Origin of the sequence: uncultured Altererythrobacter sp. (assembly GCF_913057185.1) — a bacterium.
GTDB lineage: Bacteria > Pseudomonadota > Alphaproteobacteria > Sphingomonadales > Sphingomonadaceae > Erythrobacter > Erythrobacter rubellus.
Genome location: NZ_CAJXNK010000002.1, coordinates 387,018 through 408,570, shown reverse-complemented (window position 1 = coordinate 408,570; position 21,553 = coordinate 387,018). Strand labels below are relative to the sequence as shown.

The following is a 21,553-nucleotide window of genomic DNA, read 5'->3' as shown; positions in this document are numbered from 1 at the left end:
AAAAGCAGACATGAGGGGAGTTCTGCATGACCGTTGCCGAAGCCACACCAGAGCTTGATTTCGATTGGGACGATAAAAGCTTTCTTGGCCACCCGAAGGGGCTTGGCTATCTCGCCTTTACTGAAGCGTGGGAGCGTTTCAGCTTTTACGGCATGCAGGCACTGCTGGTGCTCTACATGGTCAATTTCCTGCTCTTGCCGGGAAATGTCGAGCAAGTCGCGGGCATCGAACAGCTTCGTGCGCTCTATGGCGGACTCGAAGGACAAGCCTTCGCAAGCGCGATCTTCGGTACCTATGCCGCAACGGTTTATCTGACACCCATCTTTGGCGGCCTGCTGGCTGACCGGGTTCTGGGCAAACGGCGCACCGTGCTTCTTGGCGCGGTCACCATGGCGCTCGGCCATTTCCTGATGGCGTTCAACGTCACCTTCCTGTTCGCGCTGCTGTGCCTGATCCTTGGTTCAGGAATGTTCAAAGGCAATATCTCCAGCCAGGTGGGTAGCCTTTACAAACCCGAAGACCTGCGCCGCGCCGATGCTTTCCAGATCTTTTATCTGGGCATCAATGCGGGCGTGATTGCGAGCCCGCTGGTGGTTGGCACATTGGGTGAAACCATGGGCTGGCATTGGGGGTTTGGCGCAGCGGGGGTCGGCATGCTGATCGGCCTTGTTATCTATGTCGCAGGTCAGAAATATTTGCCCAAGGAACATTTCGACGTCGCAGCGAAAACAGCAAAAGCAGCGCAGGATCCGATGTCGCGCAATGACTGGCTCGCCACCATTGCACTGCTGCTGCTGATCCCCGTTCTGGCCGTCGCAATCGTTCCCAACAACCAGATATTCAATGCCTATCTGGTTTGGGGGGATCAGCAATTCGCGCTTTACTGGGGTGACGAGAAGCTTCCTACGACTTGGCTTATCACGCTCGATGCTGTCGTATCCGTCAGCTTCCTCGCCGGTGTTGCTGCCTTTTACCGTTGGTGGAAGACCAAATGGCAGGAGCCCGATGAACTGAGTAAAATCATCATCGGATCGGTATTCTCGATTGGCGGCATGGCCTGCCTCTATATGGCCGCTACAACGACACCTGCGGGCGAGAAAATCGGCCTGTTCTGGCCGGTCATGTTCCACATCGTAAACTCGATCGGCTTTGCGCATATGTTACCCGTCAGCCTTGCACTGTTTGCGCGGCTCGCGCCCAAACAGATATCCGGAACGGTTATCGGGCTTTACTTTCTGGCATTCTTCGCCGGCAATTCGATGGTGGGCTATGTCGGCGGCTGGTTCGAGACTATGCCGGTTACGCAGTTCTGGCTGATCCACATGGGCTTTGCCGCGGCGGCGGGCGTGGTGTTCCTGCTGTTCAAGCTGCTGCTCGCACCGCGCCTGATGCATAGCGCAGAGCCGGAGGATGTCGCGCTCGCATGACCCGCTTCATCGATCTCTCTATCCCGATCACCAACGATGTGATTTCCGATCCGGAGGTGATGCGGCCCAAGGTCACTTACATGACCCACGAGAACACGTGGGAGCAGATCGCGATGTTCTTCCCCGGACTCGAAAAGGACGATCTACCAGACGGTGAAGGATGGGCGGTCGAATTCCTTGAACTGTCCACGCACAACGGCACACATATGGACGCGCCGTGGCACTACCATTCAACCACGGACGGCGGAGCCAGCCCTGCCCCGAGCATCGACGAGGCACCGCTCGACCGGTTCTTCCGACCCGGCGTGAAGCTCGATTTCAGTCATCTGCCACACGGGCATGTGGTGAGCGCGGCGGAGCTGGAGGAAGCGTTCCAAAAGATCGGTTACGCGCTACAGCCGCTAGACATCGTATTGATCCAGTCAGGCGCGGTCTATGGAACGGAAAATTTCACCGATCAGGGCGTGGGACTTGGCACGGAAGCGACGCTGTGGCTGACCGAACGCGGCGTGGAAGTTGTCGGCACCGATGCCTGGAGCTGGGATGCACCGTTCAGCCACACCGCTCGGCGCTGGGCCGAAACCAAAGACCCGTCGATTATCTGGGAAGGGCACAAGGCCGGGCGCATCCGCCCCTACTATCAGATTGAAAAGCTGACAAACCTGGCCACACTGCCCGATTTTGGCTTTACTTTCAGCTGCTTCCCCGTGAAGATTGAACGTGCCAGCGCAGGCTGGATTCGTGCGGTCGCAATCGTGGAGTAAGTCAATGCGGGTTGGAAAGGCGTCCTTGACGGATAGCCAGGTCAGGGACTTGCTCGAAGCGCATCAGCGCAACATGTTTGAAATATCTCCGCCTGGCACTTCATTTGCGTTGGACTTGTCCGGGCTCTCTGGCCCGACGATTTCCCTGTTCGGGGCATGGGAGGGTGACACGCTGATGGCGGTGGGCGCGCTCAATCGACTGTCGGACACCGAAGCCGAGATCAAGTCCATGCGTACCCATGCAGACCATCTGGGCAAAGGCGCAGCTCAAGCCGTTCTGAATCTGATTCTGGAAACCGCGCGAGCTGATGGCGTTGAACGTCTCAGTCTGGAAACAGGGACAAGTGAGGAGTTCATGCCCGCAGTGAAGCTTTACCTCAAGAACGGATTCGAGCGGGGTGAAGCGTTTGCCGACTATTCAAATGGTCCGCACAATCAGTGTTATCACTTAGCGCTTTAGTGCCTCCGGTTATTCCAGCTCAAGGATGATCGCATCAACAGCCAGGCTCTCGCCCTCGCCCGCGTTAATCTTGGAAACAATCGCCTGTTTCTCCGCGCGCAGGATGTTTTCCATCTTCATCGCTTCGACGGTCGCCAGCGGCTGTCCGGGCTGAACTTCATCGCCTTCCTGGACGTGTAGCTTCATCAGCAGGCCCGGCATCGGGCAGATCAGCAACTTGGAAAGATCAGGCGGTTCTTTCTCAATCATGTGGCCCGCCAAATGCGCAATTCGCGCTGGTAGCACGCGCAAGATGTGGGTCGCGCCGCGTGTCGTGATTGCATAGCCGGTATGATTGCGCGCAAGCTGGATCGTTAACGCCTCTTCGCCAAACTCTATATCCACCATCGTTTGACCCGGCGTGTAATCGAATGTGAGATCAATCGCCTGGCCATCAACGGTGATTGCATCCTCTTCGAGAACCACCGCATATTCGGTTTCGCCAATCTTCACCGACCAATCGCCCGGCGCATACATCTCATCAGCAAGCTGCTGATCAATACGCCGTGCGCGGTCTGCATCAACCGTCGCGATGACGCCGCCGATTGCCGCCAATCCGCGCAGCAATTCGTCAGACGTTGCAGCGCCTTCAAAACCGTCCGGATATTCCTCTGCGATAAAGCCGGTGGTCAGTTCGCCTGAACGAAACCGATCATGCTGCATTATGGCGCTGAGAAAATCGACATTGTGCCCCAGCCCCTTGATGCGAAAAGCATCCAGAGCCTGAATCTGCAGATCAGCCGCTTCGTCGCGTGTTTCGCCCCAAGTGATCAGCTTGGCGATCATCGGGTCATAGAACATGGAAACTTCGCCGCCTTCATAGACGCCGTCGTCAATCCGCACTCCATCGACGCCGCGCCTGCCATTGGCATTGCCATCGTCGGTCCAGCCTTCGAGCGCGGGCTGGTATTCGACCAAGCGGCCCGTCGACGGCAGAAAGCCGCGATAGGGATCTTCGGCATAGACACGGTTTTCGATCGCCCAGCCATCAATGCCGATATCATCCTGCGTCATTTCCAGCTTTTCGCCAGCAGCAACGCGGATCATCTGCTCGACCAGATCAATGCCGGTGATCGCTTCGGTAACCGGATGTTCCACTTGCAGGCGGGTGTTCATTTCTAGGAAGTAGAAGCTTTCGCCAGTGGTGTCCGCGCCGCTGACGATCAGCTCAACCGTGCCGGCGGAGTGGTAATCGACTGCCTTGGACAACGCGACGCATTGCTCGCCCATCGCCTTGCGCATCTTGGGGGTCACGAAGGGCGACGGCGCTTCCTCGACCACCTTCTGGTGGCGACGCTGGATCGAACATTCGCGCTCGTTCAGATAGAGCACATTGCCGTGCTTATCGCCCAATATCTGGATTTCGATATGCCGCGGGTCTTCAATGAATTTTTCAATGAAAACGCGGTCATCGCCGAAGGAGTTCAGCCCTTCACGCTTGGTCGCTTCGAAGCCTTCGCGTACGTCCTTCTCTGAATAGGCAAGGCGCATGCCCTTGCCGCCGCCACCCGCGCTGGCCTTCATCATCACCGGATAGCCGATGTCATTGCTGATCTCGACCGCGTGCTCGGTGTCGCGGATCTCGCCAACAAAGCCCGGGACGACATTCACGCCTGCTTCCTTGGCAAGCTTCTTGGATTCGATCTTGTCGCCCATCGCCGCGATGGCCCCGGCTGGTGGTCCGATAAACGCGATACCTTCCTTCTCCAGCGCTTCAACAAAGCTTGCACGCTCGGAAAGGAAGCCATAGCCAGGGTGTACAGCCTCCGCGCCGGTCTGCTTGCAGGCCTCGATGATCTTGTCCGCAATGAGGTAGGACTCAGCGGCAGGCGGCGGGCCGATGTGCACGGCCTCGTCTGCCATCTTCACGAAGGGCGCGCGTGCATCAGCATCGGAATAGACCGCAACGGTCTGAATACCCATGCGACGGGCGGTCTTGATAACACGGCAAGCGATTTCACCGCGATTGGCAATCAGGATTTTTTTGAACACTCAGGCGTCCCCTGGTTTTTCAGGCCCAGTTTGCGGGCTTTCCATTTCATTGTCGCTATAGCCGATGCAATCACAGTCCTTGCAGGAACAATGCATCTCCGGATCGGTTCCAGCATGATGATAGCCAATCGGATGGCCGCAGTTTAGGCAATCACTGCTCACTCCGCCGCCTCATCCATTGGAGGCATGTTGTGGCCAAGCAGCGTCAGGATATCTGCCGCACATTCGACCACGTTCGAGCCAGGGCCATAAATCCCCTGAACGCCCTTTTCGCGCAGGAAATCATAGTCTTGTGGCGGGATCACCCCGCCGGCAGTCACCTTGATATCAGGCCGCCCGGCATCGCGCAGCAGCTGTATCAGCTCGGGGATCAGCGTCTTGTGCCCTGCGGCGAGCGAGCTTGCACCCACCACGTCGACCTGCTTTTGCAGCGCGAGCGCGGCGGTTTCCTTCGGCGTCTGGAACAGCGGGCCGGAAATCACCTCGAAACCCATATCGGCAAACGCGGACGCGATCACATTCGCGCCGCGATCATGCCCGTCCTGCCCCATCTTGGCGACCATGATGCGCGGTTTGCGGCCCAGCCGGCGCTCCACGGCGTCGACGCCATCGGTTACCTGAGCCCAACGCTGATCAAATTCGTATGCGGTTTTGTAAACCCCGCTGACCGGCTTTGGTGTCGCGTCATGGCGCCCGAACACTTCTTCCATTGCGGCCGAAATCTCGCCCAGCGTCGCATCATAGCGTGCAGCGTCTACCGCCCGCGCAAGCAAATTGGTGTCACCCTTTCGGGCCATTTCCTCCAGGACTGACGGCGGCAACGGAATCCCGTTCTCGTCAAGCCCGGTGCTCAGTGCTTCGCTACTTGCGCCCGGGTAAGCCGCAGCGGCTTCGCGCAGTGCCGCCAACGCCGCCTGACACGCTGCTTCATCACGGCTCGCGCGCACTTGCTGCAATCGCTCGATCTGGCCGGTGCGAACCTTGTGATTGTCGATGTCGAGCGTTTCGATCTGCGCTTCTTCAGCAAGGCGATACTTGTTGACGCCAACAATCACGGTTTCGCCCTTGTCGATGCCGGTCTGCTTTTGAGCAGCCGCGCTTTCAATCGCAGCCTTGGGTGCGCCTGTATCGACATAGGCAGTCATTCCGCCGGCCTCATCGACTTCCGCGATCAGCTTTTCAGCTTCTTCAACCAGTTTCGCGGTCAGCGCTTCGATGTAATAGCTGCCACCCAGCGGATCGACGACGTTAGTGATGCCACTTTCTTCCTGCAGAACCAGTTGTGTGTTGCGAGCAATACGCGCTGAGAAGTCGGTAGGTAACGCTATAGCTTCGTCCAGTGCGTTTGTGTGCAAGCTTTGCGTGCCGCCCAGCGTCGCCGCCATCGCCTCCACCGTCGTGCGGATTACGTTGTTGTAGGGGTCTTGCTCTTGCAGTGAAACGCCGCTGGTTTGGCAGTGGGTGCGCAACATCTTGGAACGTTCCTGCTTCGCGCCGAGACCGTGCATCACGCGGTACCACAGCGTGCGCGCCGCGCGCAGCTTCGCGATCTCCATGAAGAAGTTCATGCCGATCCCAAAGAAGAACGATAGGCGTCCGGCAAACGCATCGATGTCCAGCCCTGCCGCCATCGCCCGCTGCACATATTCCTTGCCGTCAGCGATGGTGAAGGCCAGCTCTTGCACCGCTGTCGCCCCGGCTTCATGCATGTGATAGCCGCTGATCGAAATAGAGTTGAATTTCGGCATGTTGGCCGAGGTATAACCGACGATGTCCGACACAATCCGCATGCTCGGCTCAGGCGGGTAGATGTAAGTGTTCCGGACCATGAATTCCTTCAGGATGTCGTTCTGGATCGTGCCCGAAAGCTGTTCAGGCGAGACACCCTGACGCTCGCCCGCAACGATATAGAACGCCAGTACCGGGATCACAGCTCCGTTCATCGTCATGCTGACGCTCATCGTGTCGAGCGGGATCTGATCGAACAGGATTTCCATGTCCTTGACGGTGTCGATCGCAACGCCCGCTTTGCCGACATCGCCAACTACACGCGGGTGATCGGAATCATAGCCGCGGTGTGTCGCCAGATCGAACGCTACCGACAACCCCTTCTGGCCTGCTGCCAGATTGCGGCGATAGAATGCATTCGATTCCTCAGCCGTAGAGAAACCCGCATACTGGCGGATCGTCCACGGGCGGCCCGCATACATGCTGGCCTTAACGCCGCGTGTGAATGGCGCAAATCCCGGAAGCCCCGGATCCTGAGCATCCGCTTGTGTATAGAGCGGCTTGATGGCGAAGCCTTCGGGCGTTTCCCAAGTCAGGTCACGCCCCTTCACTTCCTTGTCGGCAAGCGCTTCCCAGTCAGATACGGTCGGTTTTTCAGTCATAGCGCGGCTCTTAGCACAGTTGGATCAGCGCGGAAGTCTGCGGCAAGCTTACTTCCCCTTAAACTCAGCCTTGCGCTTTTGAAGAAAGGCCATGCCGCCTTCCCTCGCATCTTCGCTCCGGCCCGCAATGTGCTGTGCCTCTGCTTCTGCGAGAAGCACTTGCTGGAGCGAACCATCGAGCGCCGTCGCAATGTTGCGCTTCATCGCCGCATAGGCCAACGTCGGCCCATTCGCGAGCTTGCCTGCCAAGGCGCGCGCTTCTTCCATCAAGTCTTCGGCTTCTACGGCCTTGTAGATCAGACCCCATTCCTCGGCCTGTTCTGCACCGATCTTCTCGCCCAGCATCATCATGCGGGTGGCGCGCGCGCGGCCAATGGCACGGGCGAGCAACCAGGTAGAGCCGCCATCGGGGACCAGGCCGATATTCACGAAAGCTTGCAGGAAGTAAGCATTCCTGCTGGCGATGGTAAAATCAGCTGCGAGAGCGAGTGAACACCCCACACCTGCTGCCGGGCCGTTTACGGCACAGATCACAGGAACATCTGCGCGGATAAGATGGCTTATCGCCGGATTGTAGTGGTTGTTCAGCGCTTCGTGACTGCCGCCCTTGCCGGTCAACGCACTGTCGGAGCCCCGCGCAGACAGATCAGCGCCCGAGCAGAAGCCCTTGCCTTCGCCGGTAATCAATACGGCACGCGCATCACCCAGATCGTAAAACACCTGGCCGATCTCGTCGGCCATAGCGGGAGGCATGGCGTTCAGGCGTTCTGGTCGGTTCAATGTGATGGTGAGCAGTGGACCGTCGCGGTCAACCTTGATGGTTTCGTAGGACATTAATGCGCTCCGTCTTTCGGCGTTTCCATGATTTCCGTAAGCATGCCCTGCATATCCTTGGGATGGACGAAAAAGATAGGCGTGCCGTGCGCACCAATGCGTGTGGGGCCAAGAATACGCTTGCCTATTGCTTCGAATTCCTCCCTCGCCGTAGCGATATCTGGCACTTCGAAGCAGACGTGATGCTGGCCGCCCAAGGGATTCTTCTCGAGGAAGTTATTTATCGGGGAACTGTCATCAAAGGGCTCGATCAGCTCGATTTGCGTCCCATTCATGCCCGAATCGGTCGGCGTATTGACGAAGCAGACCTTCACGCCCTGCTCTGGCAAGTCGAAGGGCTCCTCGATATCTGTCGCACCCATCGTGTCACTATAATGCGCGATCGACTCTGCGATCGAGGGCGTTGCTACGCCGATGTGATTGAGACGTCCCAGTTTCATTATTCCACCACCACTTCCGTTTTGACCGAGTTGGCTATGAAGCAGGCCTTATGCGATTTGTGATGCAGCGCATCGACTTCTTCCGCAGTGGGCCGGTTCTCGCCGGAAAATCCGATTTTCGGCTTCAAGCTAACCCTGGTCATGGCCATCTGGCCACTCTCGTTTTTCTCCATAAGGCCTGACGCCTCGTCAACGTAGCTATCGACGCAGAAACCGCGCTGAGCCGCGAAGGAGAGAAAGAACAGCATATGGCAGCTTGATAGCGCAGCTACAAACGCCTCTTCCGGATCGACGCCTGCTTCGTCGGAATAGGGCAATGAAACGATATGCGGAGAGGATGACGCCGGGACCACGGCCCCGCCATCAAATTCCCATTCGTGCCGTCGGCTGTATTTGTTGTCTGTGAAGTCTTCCGATGCAGATCGATTCCAAGATACCGTCGAAGTGTAGATTGCCATGGTTGCGAGCCCTTTGTTTGAGGCTTCGCCACTTGTCATTTTTTGTTCGGTCTATCCAGCGATATAGCGAGGCCCAGTGTCAAAGTTGCAGCCCCAAAAAACTCGCGACGCCTAGACCAGTAAAAATCACGGCCAATAACAAATGAAAAGACTGTGTCCCTTTGTATCCATCAGAACCGCGCCCAAACCTATCTATAGACATCGCCTCGCCAAAATCCTCACCGGCATCACCGTTCAGATCGTTGCGCAGCCAGGCGATCAGGTTGATTCCCGCGAGTGCAAAACAGACATAAGGAAACAGTTCAGGCATCACAGCAGCACTCTTCAGTTGGATGAGGAGGCGTAGAGCCGATTGGTCGTCAAATCCTTACAAGTTCGAAGCCGTGCCGCGACAGCAAGTCGCAAGACGTTATTCACGTCCTGCGATGGTCAAAGCAAGAAACGAAAAGCTAAAGCGGGATATTGTCGTGTTTCTTCCACGGGTTCTCGAGCGCTTTGTTGCGCAGTTTCCTGAGGCCGAGCGCGATGCGCTTGCGGGTCGAGTGTGGGTAGATCACTTCGTCAATGTAACCTCGGCTAGCCGCTACGAAGGGATTGGCAAACCGGTCTTCATATTCCTTTGTTTTCTCCGCAATCTTGCCCGGATCGTCGCGGTCTTGGCGGAAGATGATCTCCACCGCACCCTTCGCGCCCATCACCGCGATCTCTGCAGTCGGCCACGCATAGTTCAAATCGCCGCGCAAATGCTTTGAGGCCATGACGTCATATGCCCCGCCATAGGCCTTGCGAGTGATAATGGTGATCTTGGGCACAGTCGCCTCGGCGTAAGCGAACAGCAGCTTCGCGCCGTGTTTGATGATCCCGTTATGCTCTTGCGCGGTTCCAGGCAGGAAGCCGGGCACATCCACAAAAGTGAGGATCGGAATTTCGAATGCATCGCAGAAACGCACGAAACGCGCGGCTTTCTTTGATGAGTTGATGTCGAGCACACCAGCGAGCACCATCGGTTGGTTCGCGACGACGCCCACGGTGCGCCCTTCCACCCGGCCAAAACCGCAAATGATATTCGCTGCATGGGCAGGCTGAATTTCAAAGAAATCGCCTTCGTCCAGCGTCTTGCGGATAACTTCGTGCATGTCATAGGGTTGGTTCGCATTGTCGGGAATCAGCGTGTCGAGGCTGTCCTCGATGCGGTCCCAGGGATCATCGGTCGGGCGCTCTGGCACGTCTTCGCGGTTGCTGAGCGGTAGATAATCAAAGAACGCCCGCGTTGCCATCAACGCTTCGACATCGTTTTCGAACGCGATATCCGCCACCGAAGTCTTAGTGGTGTGAGTGATCGCACCACCCAGCTCTTCTTGCGTGACTTCTTCATTGGTTACGGTCTTCACAACGTCCGGGCCCGTCACAAACATGTAAGAGCTGTCCTTCACCATGAAGATGAAGTCAGTCATGGCTGGCGAATAGACTGCCCCGCCCGCGCATGGCCCCATGATCAGGCTGATCTGCGGCACGACGCCGCTGGCCAGCACATTGCGCTGGAACACATCAGCATAGCCGCCCAGTGACGCCACGCCTTCCTGAATGCGCGCGCCCCCGCTGTCGTTCAGCCCGATTACCGGCGCGCCATATTTCATGGCGCTTTCCATTACTTTGCAGATTTTTTCCGCGTGCCGTTTGGACAGACTGCCACCAAAGACAGTGAAGTCTTGCGAATAGACATAGACGAGGCGGCCGTTGATCGTCCCGGAGCCGGTGACCACGCCATCGCCCGGAATCTTCTGATCCTGCATGCCGAAATCGACGCAGTCATGCTCGACATAAGCGTCCAGCTCTTCAAACGAGCCCTCATCGAGCAGCATGTCCAGCCGTTCGCGCGCGGTCAGCTTGCCCTTGGCGTGTTGCGCGGCGATCCGCTTTTCTCCGCCACCAAGATTTGCAGCTGCGCGGCGGCGTTCCATTTCAGCGATATTTGCGGACATCAGGCCCCCTGAATGTGACTTTGTACTTGAGTAAAGCGCCTAGCCAGCGAAAGCCTGCAGCGTCAACGTATCAAAAACGCAGTGTTATCCGGCGCGCGAGAGCGGGAGATAATGAATAGGCCCAGCGCAGCAGCCGAACCTGCCCAATATTGGCTTCATCTGCTCCGCTTTCGATCGCGTCCATGATCTGCGCCGCGCACTCGGCGGCGGGCATTTTCGACATCAGATTATCCGCGTTCATCTGCGTGTCCACAACCGGCGGCAGCGCTTCGATCACGTGGATATTGGTGTCCTTGAGCTGTTCGCGCAGCGTCAACGAATAGGCACGCAGCCCCGACTTGGTGGCGCAATAGACCGGCTGGCGCGCAGCAGGCGCAATCGCAAGCCCGCTGGTGACATTGACAATCGCAGCCTCAGGACGGTGCCCCAACATCGGCACCAAAGCCGTAGTGAGCCGGATCGGCGCGCTCAAATTGGCATAAATACAATCATCAGCAGCATCACTGTCTGGCAAGCCCTTGCGGAAATCGTGATCGACCAATTGCCCTGCATTGTTGATCAGAATGTCGAACTCGCGCTCGCCAATATCCGCAATCAGCGCATCGACACCTTTCGCGTTGGACAGGTCGGCCTCGATCACTTCGAAGCCTTCTTCCTGCATCGCCGCCATTCGTTCCTTGTTGCGACCCGTTAGCGTAACTTTTGCGCCCTTTTTTTTCATCAAACGCGCCAATTCGCGCCCGATCCCCGTGCTGCCTCCGGTCAGCAATACTGCCTTGTCTTTCAAGTCCATCAGAGTTTCACAATCCCATGCTCGACCAGGCTACGTGCCGTGTCTTCCAATGTCTGTTCGGCAGAAATGAACTGGAAGCCAAGCACTTCTTCGGTGTGCTTGCCGGACACATCACGCACATTGCCCAGCTCTGGCTTGATCTGCTTCATTTCTTCCATGAATAGCGCGAGGATGCTGACAAGCCAGTTCGGCATCGGTCGTTTGGGTACCTTGCCGGCAAGTTCGGGCGCGCGTTGTCGAACTATGTTGGCCATTTCGCGCAGCCACAGAAATTTCTCGGACGTGGGGAAGCGTTCGCCGCGCACCTTCTCTTCCGGGGCTTCAATTGCCAGCACATGCGCCCTTCCAACATCGCGGATATCGGTTACGCATATGCCCATATTCGGGATCATGGGGATCGATCCGTCAATGATCTTCTTCACCAATTCGATGCTTGTTGACAGGTCATCATTGTAAACCGGCCCAAACACCGCAACCGGATTGACCGAACAAAAGATCATCTCTGGCGCGTTTTCCGCCACCCAGTCGCGCGCGGCACGTTCTGCCACGGTCTTTGACTCGATGTACGGTGCGACATTCGCATCAAGGTTCGTCCAATCAGTGTGATCGAAATGGTCCTTCTCTGGATGGCCATAGGCAATTGCAGCGGCAGAGCTTGTCTGAACAAACCGCTGAACCCCAGCGTCCTTGGCAAAACGCAGCGCGCGAAGAGTGCCCTCACGCGCGGGAACTAACAGCTCGTCCTTGTGCTTGGGTACGGCGAGCGGAAAAGGCGAAGCGACATGCGCCACGGCGTGACAACCGGCATTCGCCTCTGCCCATCCCTCATCGCTCATCAGATCAGCCTGAAAGACCTTGAGGCGATCACCAGCATCCGGCCAGCGTTCACGCAGGCGTGGCTCGCTCTTGGCAGCGTTCCTCACGGTAGTATGAACGGCATATCCCTTGACCAGAAGCTGGTCGATGACTTCGCCGCCAATATAGCCTGTGCCGCCAGTTACGAGTACAGTGCCTGTCATTGACTTTCTCCCTTGAAGCGAAGGATATGTCGCGGGATTTCAAATGACAACGCAGATAATCTCTCGGCGATGAAGCAGATCGACTGCCTTGTGGTCGGCGCAGGCATTGCGGGGCTGTCCGCCGCTGCACGCATCGCTGCGCACCGCAGCGTTATCGTATGCGAAGCAGAAGGGGCAGTGGGTATGCACGCGTCCGGCCGCAGCGCTGCCTTTGCCCACTTCGACATGGAATCGGCGATCGTGCGCGCATTAACGGCGGCAAGCCTGCCTTTGCTGCAAGAGCTAGGCGCAAAGCCGCATCCCGCGCTGTTCGTGGCGCTGGACGGACAGCTGGAGAAACTCGACCAGCTGGAGACGAATTACCGCAAATGGGCACCCGGTATCGAGCGGCTCGACCCTGTTCAAGCCTGCGAACTGGTTCCTGTTCTGAAGCAAGACAGTGAGGGGATCGTCGGCGCGCTGCTTGATTCCGATGGGCGCAAGCTGGATGCGCACGCCCTGTTGGAGGGGCACCGCAAGGCCCTGCGTGTCTCGGGCGGTGAATTGACCGTTGGCGCGCCTGTCAAAGCAATACGGCGCAATTCCGATCGCTGGATCGTCGATACACCCGGACAAAGCTACTCTGCCAAGGTTATCGTGAACGCTGCGGGTGCTTGGGCAGACCATGTCGCAAGCCTGGCGGGGGTTGAACCTGTCGGCATTCAGCCGCTGCGACGCACGGTAATTACCTTCGATGTGCCTGCCGATATGGACGTATCGCGCTGGCCGTTCACAAAGACTGTAGGCACAGGTTTCTACATCGAGCCGGAGGGAAGCGGACGATTGCTAGCCTGTCCGATGGACGAACACCCGAGCGATCCTTGCGATTCCCAGCCGGAAGAAGAGGATATTGCGCTGACCGCCTGGCGGGTAGAACAAGCGACCACCCTCGAAATCAAACGCATCGCCAGCAAATGGGCGGGGTTACGCAGCTTTGCACCGGACCGTGAACCGGTTGTCGGTTTCGATCCGGACGCATCGGGATTCTTCTGGCTCGCAGGACAAGGCGGCTTCGGGTTGCAAACCTCGCCCGCGATGGCGTTGACCGCCGAAGCGCTGATTTGTCAGCTCGGCTGGCCAGAAGAACTGCGCGCAGTCAGTGTTGCGCCCGCCCAGCTCTCGCCCGCCCGCCTGCGCAGCTAACTTACTTCAACAGCACGAGTTCTTCCGCCATCGAGGGATGCAGCGCCACGGTATCGTCAAACGCCTGTTTGGTCAGCCCGGCTTTCACCGCTACTGCCGCAGCTTGCAATATCTCGGGCGATTCCGGTCCGATCATGTGGATGCCCAGCACCTTTTCAGAAGTTGCCTCGACGATCATCTTGTATAGCCCGCGTTCAGCGTGGGGTGAGAAGATGTTCTTCATCGGCCGGAAGTCCGAAGTGTAGACTTTTACGTCGCCATATTTCGCCCTCGCCTCTTCCTCCGTCAGACCTACACCAGCAAGTGGCGGCTGGCTGAACACAGCGCTTGGAATGGAGCCATAGTCGATCATGCGCGGGTTGCCGCCGAACACGGTGTCAGCAAAGGCATGGCCTTCGCGAATCGCAACCGGCGTTAACTGCACCCGGTCAGTGACATCGCCCACTGCATAAATGCTGTCGCAGCTGGTCCGGTTGTATTCGTCAACCTTGATGGCGCCATTGTCGGCCATCTCGATGCCAGCGCACTCCAACCCCAGTCCCACGCTATTGGGGTCGCGACCAGTTGCGATCAGCACCTGATCAACTTTTACCGGATTGCTGTCCCCCAGATCGACCACAAGGCAGCCATCTGCGCCCTTCTCAACCGATTTGATCTGGCTGTGCATGCGGAAATCGATCCCGCGGCCCATCGCGATATGCAGCATACGATCGACGATCTGTGCGTCATAGCTGCGCAGGATGCGGTCAGTCCGGTTCACCACCGTTACTTCGCTGCCCAGCGCATTGAATATCCCCGCGAACTCCATCGCGATATAGCCGCCGCCAACCACCATCAGACATTTGGGCTGCTGTTCCAGATGGAACACTTCGTTGGAGCTGATGCAATGCTCAAGCCCCGGAAATTCGGGCATTGCCGGCCATGCGCCGGTTGCAACAAGAATGTACTTCGCGGTTACCTCGCGCCCGCTCGCAAGCCGCACCGAATGAGGGCCGGTGATGGTGGCTCGCTCTGCAAACACCTCAACATCGTGGCTGGCCAGAGTTTTGCCATAGAGGCCCTCTAGCCGGTCGACATCGGCATTCACGAAATCGCGCAGTGTCGCCCAGTCAAACCGCTTGCCTTCGATAGTCCAGCCAAGTGTTTCAGCATGGCCGAGCTCCTCTGCGAAAATGGAACCATAGACCAGCATCTTCTTGGGCACACAGCCGCGTATGACGCAGGTTCCGCCAACGCGGTATTCCTCTGCAACTGCAACCTTGGCCCCATGGGCAGCGGCCACACGGCTGGCGCGCACACCGCCGGAGCCAGCGCCGATAGTGAAGAGGTCGTAATCGTATTCGGGCATCTGCGCGTTCCTTCAAGTGTTGGCGCGATATGGCGGTTGGAACGCCAAATGCCAACCGCTCACGCCAATCGGAACGCTATTCGTTCAAGAAGTGCAGATTGTTACGCGCTGGCTGCGCGCGGGCCGCGGCTTTCGCCGCCGCCATGTCTGCGCCCGCCGCCTGGCTTGCCCCGGAATCCGCCTGAGCGATTGGGCTTGCCTTTACGTGCAGTATGCTTCTGCTTGGGTTTGCCCTGGGGGCCGCTTGGTCCATCACCACGCGGTGCAGCGCTGCGCGCTCCACCCTTGGGTTTAGGCTTTACGCGAGTGCGCTGCCCAGGCGCTGCGCGCTTGGTTGGGCCGACGCCTTCGACCACGGCACGGAAGTTATCCGGCAATGGCAAACGCTCAAACTCTGCGTCGGTATTCTTGCGAATATCCTTCAGATAGTCGCGCTCATCCTCGGCACAAAATGCGATTGCGATACCGTCCTTGCCCGCGCGAGCGGTACGACCGATCCGGTGGACATATTGCTCGGGAACGTTGGGCAGTTCGTAATTGATCACGTGGCTAACGCCGGGGATATCGATCCCGCGTGCCGCAACATCAGTCGCGACCAGAATGGGCGTTTTAGCCCGTTTAAACTCGTCCAAAGCGCGCTGCCGCTGCGGCTGCGATTTGTTGCCGTGAATAGCGTTGGCTGGAATGCCTGACTGCGACAGCTTCTTCACGACGCGATCCGCACCATGTTTGGTTCGCGTGAAGATCAGCACGCGTTCGAACTTGCCCGGAACCGGGTGACGCTCTTTCAGCATCAATTCGAGCAAGGTCTGCTTTTCGTCCTGCTGGACCATGAACAGATATTGATCGATCCGCTCTGCCGTCGTCGCGGCGGGTGTCACGGAGACATGGGCGGGGTTCTTGCAATATTGCCCCACCAGATCCTTGATTGCCTTGGGCATGGTCGCGCTGAAGAACAGCGTCTGGCGGTCCTGCGGGACCAATTGGCTGATCCGGCGCAATGCGTGGACAAAGCCAAGGTCGAGCATCTGGTCAGCTTCGTCGAGCACCAAGATTTCAACGCCGGCGAGATTGAAGGCTTTCTGGTCGATCAAATCGAGCAAACGGCCTGGTGTCGCGACAAGAATGTCTGTTCCGCGATGCAGCTTGTTACGGTCTTTGCCGACCGATGTGCCGCCCACAATGCTGTGCACTTTAAGGCCAGCCATCGCGCCATAATCCTTGGCGCTTTGAGCGATCTGTCCGGCCAACTCGCGCGTTGGTGCAAGCACCAGCATGCGGCAGCTCTTGAAAGGAATACGATTGTCGCTTTCGCGCAAGCGATCAATGCTGGGCAGCATGAATGCAGCCGTCTTGCCGGTACCGGTTTGCGCGATTCCCAATAGGTCGCGCCCTTCCAGCACTGGTGGAATAGCCTGCGCCTGGATCGGCGTTGGCGTGTCATAGCCCTTCATATCAAGGGCTTGGAGAACGGGCTGCGACAGCCCGAGATCAGTAAAGTTAGTCATAGTAACTCGCAATAAATGCGGCGCACGACTTGCTCTCTGGCGGATTCCGGATGGAATCATCGCGCGGCGCGGGTGTCAAACGACCCGCGTGAATAGGGAAGTCTTTGGGAAAAACCGAGGTGCGGCCTTAAGCGGATGTTTTCAAATCTTCCGCTGCTTCACGCTGGCACTGGCGCCTCGCTGAGAGAGTTATGGAGGCAAACCTGTCAGAAGTCAAAGTTATTCGCTGCGGTGCAGCATATGCTTCAGGTGGATCGCGCACCAAACGGTTTGTTAAGCTGCACTATTTTCCAGTTAAGGCACGCCGCGAAGCTCACCCAGACCAGATATGGCACGATCAACCAACTGGCGAGTACTGACCAGTCACGCAGAAATATCGCCAACGCGAGAACACTGGCCCACAGAAACGGCACTTCGATCAACGCCCAGTCCAGGCGTTTCAACGTGAAGAAGAGCGGCGACCATGCAAAATGGAACACACCGTTGATGGCATAGAGCGCGATGAGAAGGCCGGTTTCACTATCTGCCTCTGCCGCCGCCCAGCTAAGCCAGAAGGCGTAAGCGGCAAGGCTAAGAATCACTGTCCACGCGGGCCCGAACAGCCAGTCGGGCGGCTGCCAGCTGGGTTTTTTCAGCTCGTAATACCAGCTCCCGATCGAGGTGAGTAACCCTCCTCCGCCTGCCAGGATAATGGCCCATGCGATGGCAAAGATTATTGGGAAGGTCATAGAGGATGCCTACGCGCAACCGTTCAATCCGCCAACCCCGCCCTTTCAAGCAGCGCTTTCGTGCTCGCATCAAAGTCGCCGTCGCCCGAACCAATCTCGTTCGCCATTTTCTTGCCCAGCTCCACGCCAAACTGGTCGAAGGGGTTGATCTCCATAAGAACTGCATTCGCAAATACACGGTGCTCGTGAAACGCGATCAGCGCGCCCAATGTCGCTGCATCCAAATCGTCGCACAACATCGTCACGCTCGGCCGGTCTCCTGGGAATGCTCGCGCGGGATCTTTTCCGTCGGCCGCCATATTTCCACCCGCCATCAGCGCCGCACCTTGCGCAAAGCAATTGGTCAGCAGGATCGCGTGATGCGCAGGATCTAGCGCATCGCCCGGCGCAATGCTGACGATAAAGTCCACCGGCACCAGATGCGTACCCTGATGCAGCAGTTGGAACACGGCATGCTGCGCGTCAGTACCCACTCCGCCCCAGGTGATCGGCGCAGTCGGCCCGTCGACAGGTGAACCATCGGCCTTTACCCGCTTGCCATTGCTCTCCATCTCTAGTTGCTGGAGATAGTTGGGCAGCAGGCCCAGCCGCTCATCGTAGGCAAAGCACGCGCGTGTCTGGCAGCCGCGAAGGCGCGTGTAATATTGGTCCGCAAAGGCTGCGCGCAGGCACAGGTTTTCGGCGCCATCGGTATCACGGAAATGCAGGTCTACTGCTTGCGCTCCGGCCAGCATCGGAGTGAAATCTTCCATCCCTACCGCCAGGGCGACCGGAAAGCCGATTGAGGACCACAGCGAATAGCGCCCGCCAACGCTTTCCGGGAACGGAAGTACGCGCGTTTCGTCGACGCCCCACTCAACCGCCCTTTCAGGCGACGCAGTCAGCGCGACAACACGGCCTGTCGGGTCTGGCACGCCATTGTCGCTGAGCCACTTCAGCGCCGATGCCGCATTGGTCATCGTCTCTATCGTCGTGAAAGTTTTGGATGCGACTGCGATCAGCGTCTTCGCCGGATCGCAGGCTTCAAATGCTGCCTCCAGCGCTACGCCATCGATGTTCGAGACAACATGCACATCAACCAGCGCCAGATCGCGGGTCAGCGCATCGACCGCGAGCGCAGGGCCCAGCGCGCTGCCGCCAATACCGATGTGGATCAGGTGCTCGACCTCTCCCAGTGCGCCGCCGTGGATCGCCTCGACCAGCATGCCCATGCGTGCGAGCAAAGCCTGGCCCTCTTCGACATCTGCATCATCCCCGACGCCGCGCATCGCGCTGTGCGTTGCCGCGCGGCCTTCGGTCACATTGACTATTTCGCCGCCAAACAGTTTCGTACGCTTACCAGCGAAGTCACACGCCTTGGCCAGCTTCTCAAACCCTGCGATCAGGTCAGCGTCCAGATGTGTCTTTGACCAATCGAACAATATACCCGCTTGTCCTTCTTCCACATCCCATTCGATCCGCGCGGACAAGGTGTCGACGCGCGCATCATCGCCTTCAAACAGTTCCGCGAGCGTCCGCTGCGGGAGGGATTGCAGATGGGTCCAAGCGGAGGAGATGTTGTCGCTCATCGCGAAAAGCCTTTCACAAGTTGGTCTCGCGCGATTAGGGACGGATGCGATGGATGGGAAGACCGTAGGTACGAATGCGCCCGCAATTGATGCGGAAGAAAGCGGCGAAAGCTGGGGCAGCTTTGCGCTGTTCGTGTTGAAGCTGGCACTGGTGGTGCTGATATTTCGCAGCTTCGTGTTTTCGCCCTTTTCGATCCCCTCGCAAAGCATGCAGCCAAGTCTATGGAATGGCGACTATCTGCTCGCGGCGAAATGGCCCTATGGAATCTCGAAATACTCGCTCCCTTTCGAGGCGCCGTTGATTTCCGGCAGGGTTTTTGCAGGCCAGCCCGAACGCGGTGATGTGGTTATCTTCAAGCACCCGATCGACGGTACGGATTATATCAAGCGCGTTATCGGTTTGCCCGGAGACTCCTTCGCGATGCGTAATGGGCTGGTCGTGCTGAACGGCGAAGCCCTGCCGCAAACCCGGCTTGATGATATCGTAATACCTGTTTCGCCCAACAGCGGCTGTTCGCGAGATTCTGCCCTTGAAACGACTGCAGATGGCAGCGAGGTTTGCCGCTACACCCGTTTCCGCGAAACGCTGCCGTCCGGCAAAAGCTACGATGTAATCGATCTTGAGCCCAGCTTCGTTGATACAACCGCGCCGCGCATTGTGCCCGAAGGCCGCGTGCTGGTTCTGGGCGACAACCGTGATGCGTCCTATGACAGCCGCTACCCCGCTGAACCGGACAAAGGTGTTGGGCTTGTCCCGCAAGAAAAGCTGGTTGGTCGCGCCAGCTTGATCATGTGGTCAACCGATGGCAGCTCGGAATGGTTGAAGCCCTGGACCTGGATCAGTGGAGCACGCTGGGACCGGATCGGAGATAGCTTGTGACCGATCTCGCACCAGAGACACGCGAATGGCTCGCCTCGCTTGGCATAGAGCCGGCAGACGAACCACGCTGGTTCGAAGCCCTCACGCATGGCAGCACTGGCGAAAGCTCTGATTACGAGCGGCTCGAGTTTCTGGGTGACCGGGTGTTGGGGCTGACCATCGCAGAATGGCTGTTCGAATCCAGTGCATCTGCGGAAGGCCGTTTGTCACAGCGCTTGAATGCACTTGTCAGCAGGCAGACATGCGCACGGGTCGCCAAACAGATCGGTCTTGGCGACCACATCCGCCTGGGCAAGCAAGCACGCGATGATGGAGCGCGCGAAAGCATCAATATCCTTGGCGATGTCATGGAATCGCTCATCGGAGCGCATTTTGTCGAGAATGGCTTTGCGCCTACGCGCGATCTGATCCGGCGGTTGTGGCAAGCCGAGTTTGAAGGCAGTGCGGGCAAGTCCAAACATCCCAAAAGCGCGCTTCAAGAATGGGCAGCGGGCAATCAGCGTCGCCCTCCGCAATATGAGATAGTCAATCGCGAAGGGCCGGACCACGCGGCCAGATTCACTGTCCGTGTCAGCGTCAAGAATGTCGGGGAAGCCGAAGCCACCGCGAGCAACAAACAAGAGGCAGAGCGGCTCGCCGCTGCTGCCTTTATGGAGCAATTTGCATGAGTTCGAATGATAGCCAAAAATGCGGTGTCGTCGCCGTGATTGGCGCGCCCAATGCGGGCAAGAGCACGCTGGTGAACCAGTTGGTCGGGCAAAAGGTCGCGATCACCAGTTCCAAAGCACAAACGACCCGCGCGCGCATGTTGGGCATTGCGTTGCATGATAATGTGCAGATGATCCTGGTCGATACGCCTGGTATTTTCGCGCCGCGCCGCAAGCTCGACCGCGCAATGGTTAGCGCCGCTTGGGAAGGCGCACAAGCCGCCGATGCAGTGTTGCTGATGGTCGATCCTATCAAGCAACGCCGGCATGAGCTGGAACCGCTGCTTGAGGCGCTGGAAAAGCGGCCTGAACGCAAATTCCTTGTCATCAACAAAGTTGATCGCGCGAAGAAGGAAGATCTGCTTTTACTCGCACAGGAATTGTCCGGAAAGGTCGCGTTCGAGGAGATTTATTTCGTATCTGCGCTGACCGGCGACGGCGTGCCGGAATTAAAGCAGGCACTGGCTGACTTGATGCCTGAAGGCCCGTGGCACTACCCCGAGGATCAGGTGTCTAACGCGAGTGAGCGCTTACTCGCAACAGAAGTGACTCGCGAGCAGCTGTATCAGCAGCTGCACGAGGAATTGCCTTACGATTCCGCAGTACGCCCGGAAAGCTACACCCAGCGCCCCGATGGTAGCGTGGAAATCCGCCAGCAAATCGTGATTGGTCGCGAGAGCCAGAAGCCGATCGTGCTTGGCAAGGGCGGATCCAAGATCAGGTCCATTGGCGAAGCTGCGCGCAAGGAATTGTCCGAGATCCTAGGTGTGAAAGTGCACCTGTTCCTGCATGTTAAAGTCAGCCAAAACTGGGACGAGGACAAGGAAATCTACGAGGAAATGGGCCTCGATTGGGTGCGATAGGAATACTCGGCCTTTTGATACCACACGTCGAGCACGTCATAACTTGCCTAGATCCCGTCAGGCTCTTTCAAGCGCAGGCCTTCTCCGATACGCGGCACAGCCGCAAAACGCAGCCGATACTGCGTTTGGTGCGTTTCATTCTGTACTTCGATTTCGATCACGTCTGCTGAC

The 21,553-nt window shown here is 57.8% G+C and carries 20 protein-coding genes; 7 read left to right on the top strand and 13 right to left on the bottom strand.

Annotated features, from left to right (window positions below; all coding sequences use genetic code 11):
* Positions 1 to 26 precede the first annotated feature (26 nt).
* Genes QZ487_RS09885 through QZ487_RS09875 form a run of 3 tightly spaced genes read left to right on the top strand, consistent with a single transcriptional unit; the run spans position 27 to position 2,651 of the window.
* Complete coding sequence (locus QZ487_RS09885) at positions 27 to 1,427, top strand: peptide MFS transporter (protein WP_296024745.1); 1,401 nt, start codon at positions 27 to 29, stop codon at positions 1,425 to 1,427.
* Positions 1,424 to 2,191 carry a cyclase family protein gene (locus QZ487_RS09880; protein WP_285975379.1) on the top strand — a complete coding sequence of 256 codons (768 nt, stop codon included), beginning with the start codon at positions 1,424 to 1,426 and terminating at the stop codon, positions 2,189 to 2,191. Before QZ487_RS09885 ends, QZ487_RS09880 begins: the two co-directional genes overlap by 4 nt.
* 4 nt (positions 2,192 to 2,195) lie before the next feature.
* The gene (locus QZ487_RS09875) at positions 2,196 to 2,651 is read left to right on the top strand and encodes a GNAT family N-acetyltransferase (RefSeq protein WP_349665836.1); all 456 of its coding nucleotides are present in this window, start codon (positions 2,196 to 2,198) and stop codon (positions 2,649 to 2,651) included.
* A 9-nt stretch (positions 2,652 to 2,660) separates the two neighbouring features.
* On the opposite strand, the gene QZ487_RS09870 is transcribed toward QZ487_RS09875, so the two are convergent.
* The 9 genes from QZ487_RS09870 to QZ487_RS09830 form a co-directional block, all read right to left on the bottom strand.
* Complete coding sequence (locus QZ487_RS09870; protein WP_285975381.1) at positions 2,661 to 4,682, bottom strand: acetyl/propionyl/methylcrotonyl-CoA carboxylase subunit alpha; 2,022 nt, start codon at positions 4,680 to 4,682, stop codon at positions 2,661 to 2,663.
* 158 nt (positions 4,683 to 4,840) lie between these two features.
* Entirely contained in the window at positions 4,841 to 7,072 is a 2,232-nt protein-coding gene (scpA, locus tag QZ487_RS09865; RefSeq protein WP_296024742.1) for a methylmalonyl-CoA mutase, read from the bottom strand.
* A gap of 48 nt (positions 7,073 to 7,120) precedes the next feature.
* Positions 7,121 to 7,906 carry an enoyl-CoA hydratase-related protein gene (locus QZ487_RS09860; RefSeq protein ID WP_285975383.1) on the bottom strand — a complete coding sequence of 262 codons (786 nt, stop codon included), beginning with the start codon at positions 7,904 to 7,906 and terminating at the stop codon, positions 7,121 to 7,123.
* A complete protein-coding gene (mce, locus tag QZ487_RS09855) occupies positions 7,906 to 8,346 on the bottom strand; it encodes a methylmalonyl-CoA epimerase (protein ID WP_285975384.1) in 441 nt (146 codons plus the stop codon). The genes QZ487_RS09860 and mce overlap by 1 nt, the downstream gene beginning before the upstream one ends.
* On the bottom strand, positions 8,346 to 8,804 hold the full coding sequence (locus tag QZ487_RS09850; protein WP_296024738.1) for an OsmC family protein: 459 nt from the start codon (positions 8,802 to 8,804) through the stop codon (positions 8,346 to 8,348). Before QZ487_RS09850 ends, mce begins: the two co-directional genes overlap by 1 nt.
* Positions 8,805 to 8,883: 79 nt before the next feature.
* Positions 8,884 to 9,114 (bottom strand): hypothetical protein, encoded by a 231-nt coding sequence (locus QZ487_RS09845; RefSeq protein ID WP_285975386.1) that lies wholly within the window; start codon positions 9,112 to 9,114, stop codon positions 8,884 to 8,886.
* Between the two features lie 139 nt (positions 9,115 to 9,253).
* Positions 9,254 to 10,786, bottom strand: coding sequence for an acyl-CoA carboxylase subunit beta (locus QZ487_RS09840; RefSeq protein WP_285975387.1), 1,533 nt, complete (start codon positions 10,784 to 10,786; stop codon positions 9,254 to 9,256).
* Positions 10,787 to 10,856: 70 nt separating this feature from the next.
* Positions 10,857 to 11,579, bottom strand: a complete 723-nt coding sequence (locus tag QZ487_RS09835) for an SDR family oxidoreductase (RefSeq protein ID WP_296024733.1) — start codon at positions 11,577 to 11,579, stop codon at positions 10,857 to 10,859.
* The gene (locus tag QZ487_RS09830) at positions 11,579 to 12,598 is read right to left on the bottom strand and encodes an NAD-dependent epimerase/dehydratase family protein (protein ID WP_296024728.1); all 1,020 of its coding nucleotides are present in this window, start codon (positions 12,596 to 12,598) and stop codon (positions 11,579 to 11,581) included. The genes QZ487_RS09835 and QZ487_RS09830 overlap by 1 nt, the downstream gene beginning before the upstream one ends.
* Before the next feature lie 69 nt (positions 12,599 to 12,667).
* Between QZ487_RS09830 and QZ487_RS09825 the strand changes: the two genes are divergently transcribed.
* Complete coding sequence (locus tag QZ487_RS09825) at positions 12,668 to 13,780, top strand: FAD-binding oxidoreductase (protein WP_296024726.1); 1,113 nt, start codon at positions 12,668 to 12,670, stop codon at positions 13,778 to 13,780.
* Position 13,781: 1 nt separating this feature from the next.
* On the opposite strand, the gene gorA is transcribed toward QZ487_RS09825, so the two are convergent.
* The 4 genes from gorA to pgi all read right to left on the bottom strand — a co-directional run bounded on the left by gorA (position 13,782) and on the right by pgi (position 18,932).
* Positions 13,782 to 15,128 carry a glutathione-disulfide reductase gene (gene gorA, locus QZ487_RS09820; protein ID WP_296024723.1) on the bottom strand — a complete coding sequence of 449 codons (1,347 nt, stop codon included), beginning with the start codon at positions 15,126 to 15,128 and terminating at the stop codon, positions 13,782 to 13,784.
* A 101-nt stretch (positions 15,129 to 15,229) separates the two neighbouring features.
* Positions 15,230 to 16,636 carry a DEAD/DEAH box helicase gene (locus QZ487_RS09815; protein WP_296024721.1) on the bottom strand — a complete coding sequence of 469 codons (1,407 nt, stop codon included), beginning with the start codon at positions 16,634 to 16,636 and terminating at the stop codon, positions 15,230 to 15,232.
* A 245-nt stretch (positions 16,637 to 16,881) separates the two neighbouring features.
* The gene (locus tag QZ487_RS09810; protein WP_296024719.1) at positions 16,882 to 17,364 is read right to left on the bottom strand and encodes a TspO/MBR family protein; all 483 of its coding nucleotides are present in this window, start codon (positions 17,362 to 17,364) and stop codon (positions 16,882 to 16,884) included.
* A gap of 23 nt (positions 17,365 to 17,387) precedes the next feature.
* Complete coding sequence (pgi, locus tag QZ487_RS09805; protein WP_296024715.1) at positions 17,388 to 18,932, bottom strand: glucose-6-phosphate isomerase; 1,545 nt, start codon at positions 18,930 to 18,932, stop codon at positions 17,388 to 17,390.
* 49 nt (positions 18,933 to 18,981) lie between these two features.
* Here pgi and lepB point away from each other — a divergent pair, with 49 nt between their 5' ends.
* Genes lepB through era form a run of 3 tightly spaced genes read left to right on the top strand, consistent with a single transcriptional unit; the run spans position 18,982 to position 21,382 of the window.
* Positions 18,982 to 19,812, top strand: a complete 831-nt coding sequence (gene lepB / locus QZ487_RS09800) for a signal peptidase I (RefSeq protein WP_296024714.1) — start codon at positions 18,982 to 18,984, stop codon at positions 19,810 to 19,812.
* Positions 19,809 to 20,480 carry a ribonuclease III gene (gene rnc / locus QZ487_RS09795; RefSeq protein WP_296024711.1) on the top strand — a complete coding sequence of 224 codons (672 nt, stop codon included), beginning with the start codon at positions 19,809 to 19,811 and terminating at the stop codon, positions 20,478 to 20,480. The genes lepB and rnc overlap by 4 nt, the downstream gene beginning before the upstream one ends.
* Positions 20,477 to 21,382 carry a GTPase Era gene (gene era / locus QZ487_RS09790; protein ID WP_296024708.1) on the top strand — a complete coding sequence of 302 codons (906 nt, stop codon included), beginning with the start codon at positions 20,477 to 20,479 and terminating at the stop codon, positions 21,380 to 21,382. The genes rnc and era overlap by 4 nt, the downstream gene beginning before the upstream one ends.
* The last annotated feature ends 171 nt before the right edge of the window (positions 21,383 to 21,553 follow it).

Excerpts from the sequence above, each read along its gene's own strand:
- QZ487_RS09885 (WP_296024745.1), top strand. The coding sequence starts at position 27 with ATGACCGTTGCCGAAGCCACACCAGAGCTTGATTTCGATTGGGACGAT.
- QZ487_RS09880 (WP_285975379.1), top strand. The coding sequence starts at position 1,424 with ATGACCCGCTTCATCGATCTCTCTATCCCGATCACCAACGATGTGATT.
- QZ487_RS09875 (WP_349665836.1), top strand. The coding sequence starts at position 2,196 with ATGCGGGTTGGAAAGGCGTCCTTGACGGATAGCCAGGTCAGGGACTTG.
- scpA (WP_296024742.1), bottom strand. The coding sequence starts at position 7,072 with ATGACTGAAAAACCGACCGTATCTGACTGGGAAGCGCTTGCCGACAAG.
- QZ487_RS09860 (WP_285975383.1), bottom strand. The coding sequence starts at position 7,906 with ATGTCCTACGAAACCATCAAGGTTGACCGCGACGGTCCACTGCTCACC.
- mce (WP_285975384.1), bottom strand. The coding sequence starts at position 8,346 with ATGAAACTGGGACGTCTCAATCACATCGGCGTAGCAACGCCCTCGATC.
- QZ487_RS09850 (WP_296024738.1), bottom strand. The coding sequence starts at position 8,804 with ATGGCAATCTACACTTCGACGGTATCTTGGAATCGATCTGCATCGGAA.
- QZ487_RS09845 (WP_285975386.1), bottom strand. The coding sequence starts at position 9,114 with ATGCCTGAACTGTTTCCTTATGTCTGTTTTGCACTCGCGGGAATCAAC.
- QZ487_RS09840 (WP_285975387.1), bottom strand. The coding sequence starts at position 10,786 with ATGTCCGCAAATATCGCTGAAATGGAACGCCGCCGCGCAGCTGCAAAT.
- QZ487_RS09835 (WP_296024733.1), bottom strand. The coding sequence starts at position 11,579 with ATGGACTTGAAAGACAAGGCAGTATTGCTGACCGGAGGCAGCACGGGG.
- QZ487_RS09830 (WP_296024728.1), bottom strand. The coding sequence starts at position 12,598 with ATGACAGGCACTGTACTCGTAACTGGCGGCACAGGCTATATTGGCGGC.
- QZ487_RS09825 (WP_296024726.1), top strand. The coding sequence starts at position 12,668 with ATGAAGCAGATCGACTGCCTTGTGGTCGGCGCAGGCATTGCGGGGCTG.
- gorA (WP_296024723.1), bottom strand. The coding sequence starts at position 15,128 with ATGCCCGAATACGATTACGACCTCTTCACTATCGGCGCTGGCTCCGGC.
- QZ487_RS09815 (WP_296024721.1), bottom strand. The coding sequence starts at position 16,636 with ATGACTAACTTTACTGATCTCGGGCTGTCGCAGCCCGTTCTCCAAGCC.
- QZ487_RS09810 (WP_296024719.1), bottom strand. The coding sequence starts at position 17,364 with ATGACCTTCCCAATAATCTTTGCCATCGCATGGGCCATTATCCTGGCA.
- pgi (WP_296024715.1), bottom strand. The coding sequence starts at position 18,932 with ATGAGCGACAACATCTCCTCCGCTTGGACCCATCTGCAATCCCTCCCG.
- lepB (WP_296024714.1), top strand. The coding sequence starts at position 18,982 with ATGGATGGGAAGACCGTAGGTACGAATGCGCCCGCAATTGATGCGGAA.
- era (WP_296024708.1), top strand. The coding sequence starts at position 20,477 with ATGAGTTCGAATGATAGCCAAAAATGCGGTGTCGTCGCCGTGATTGGC.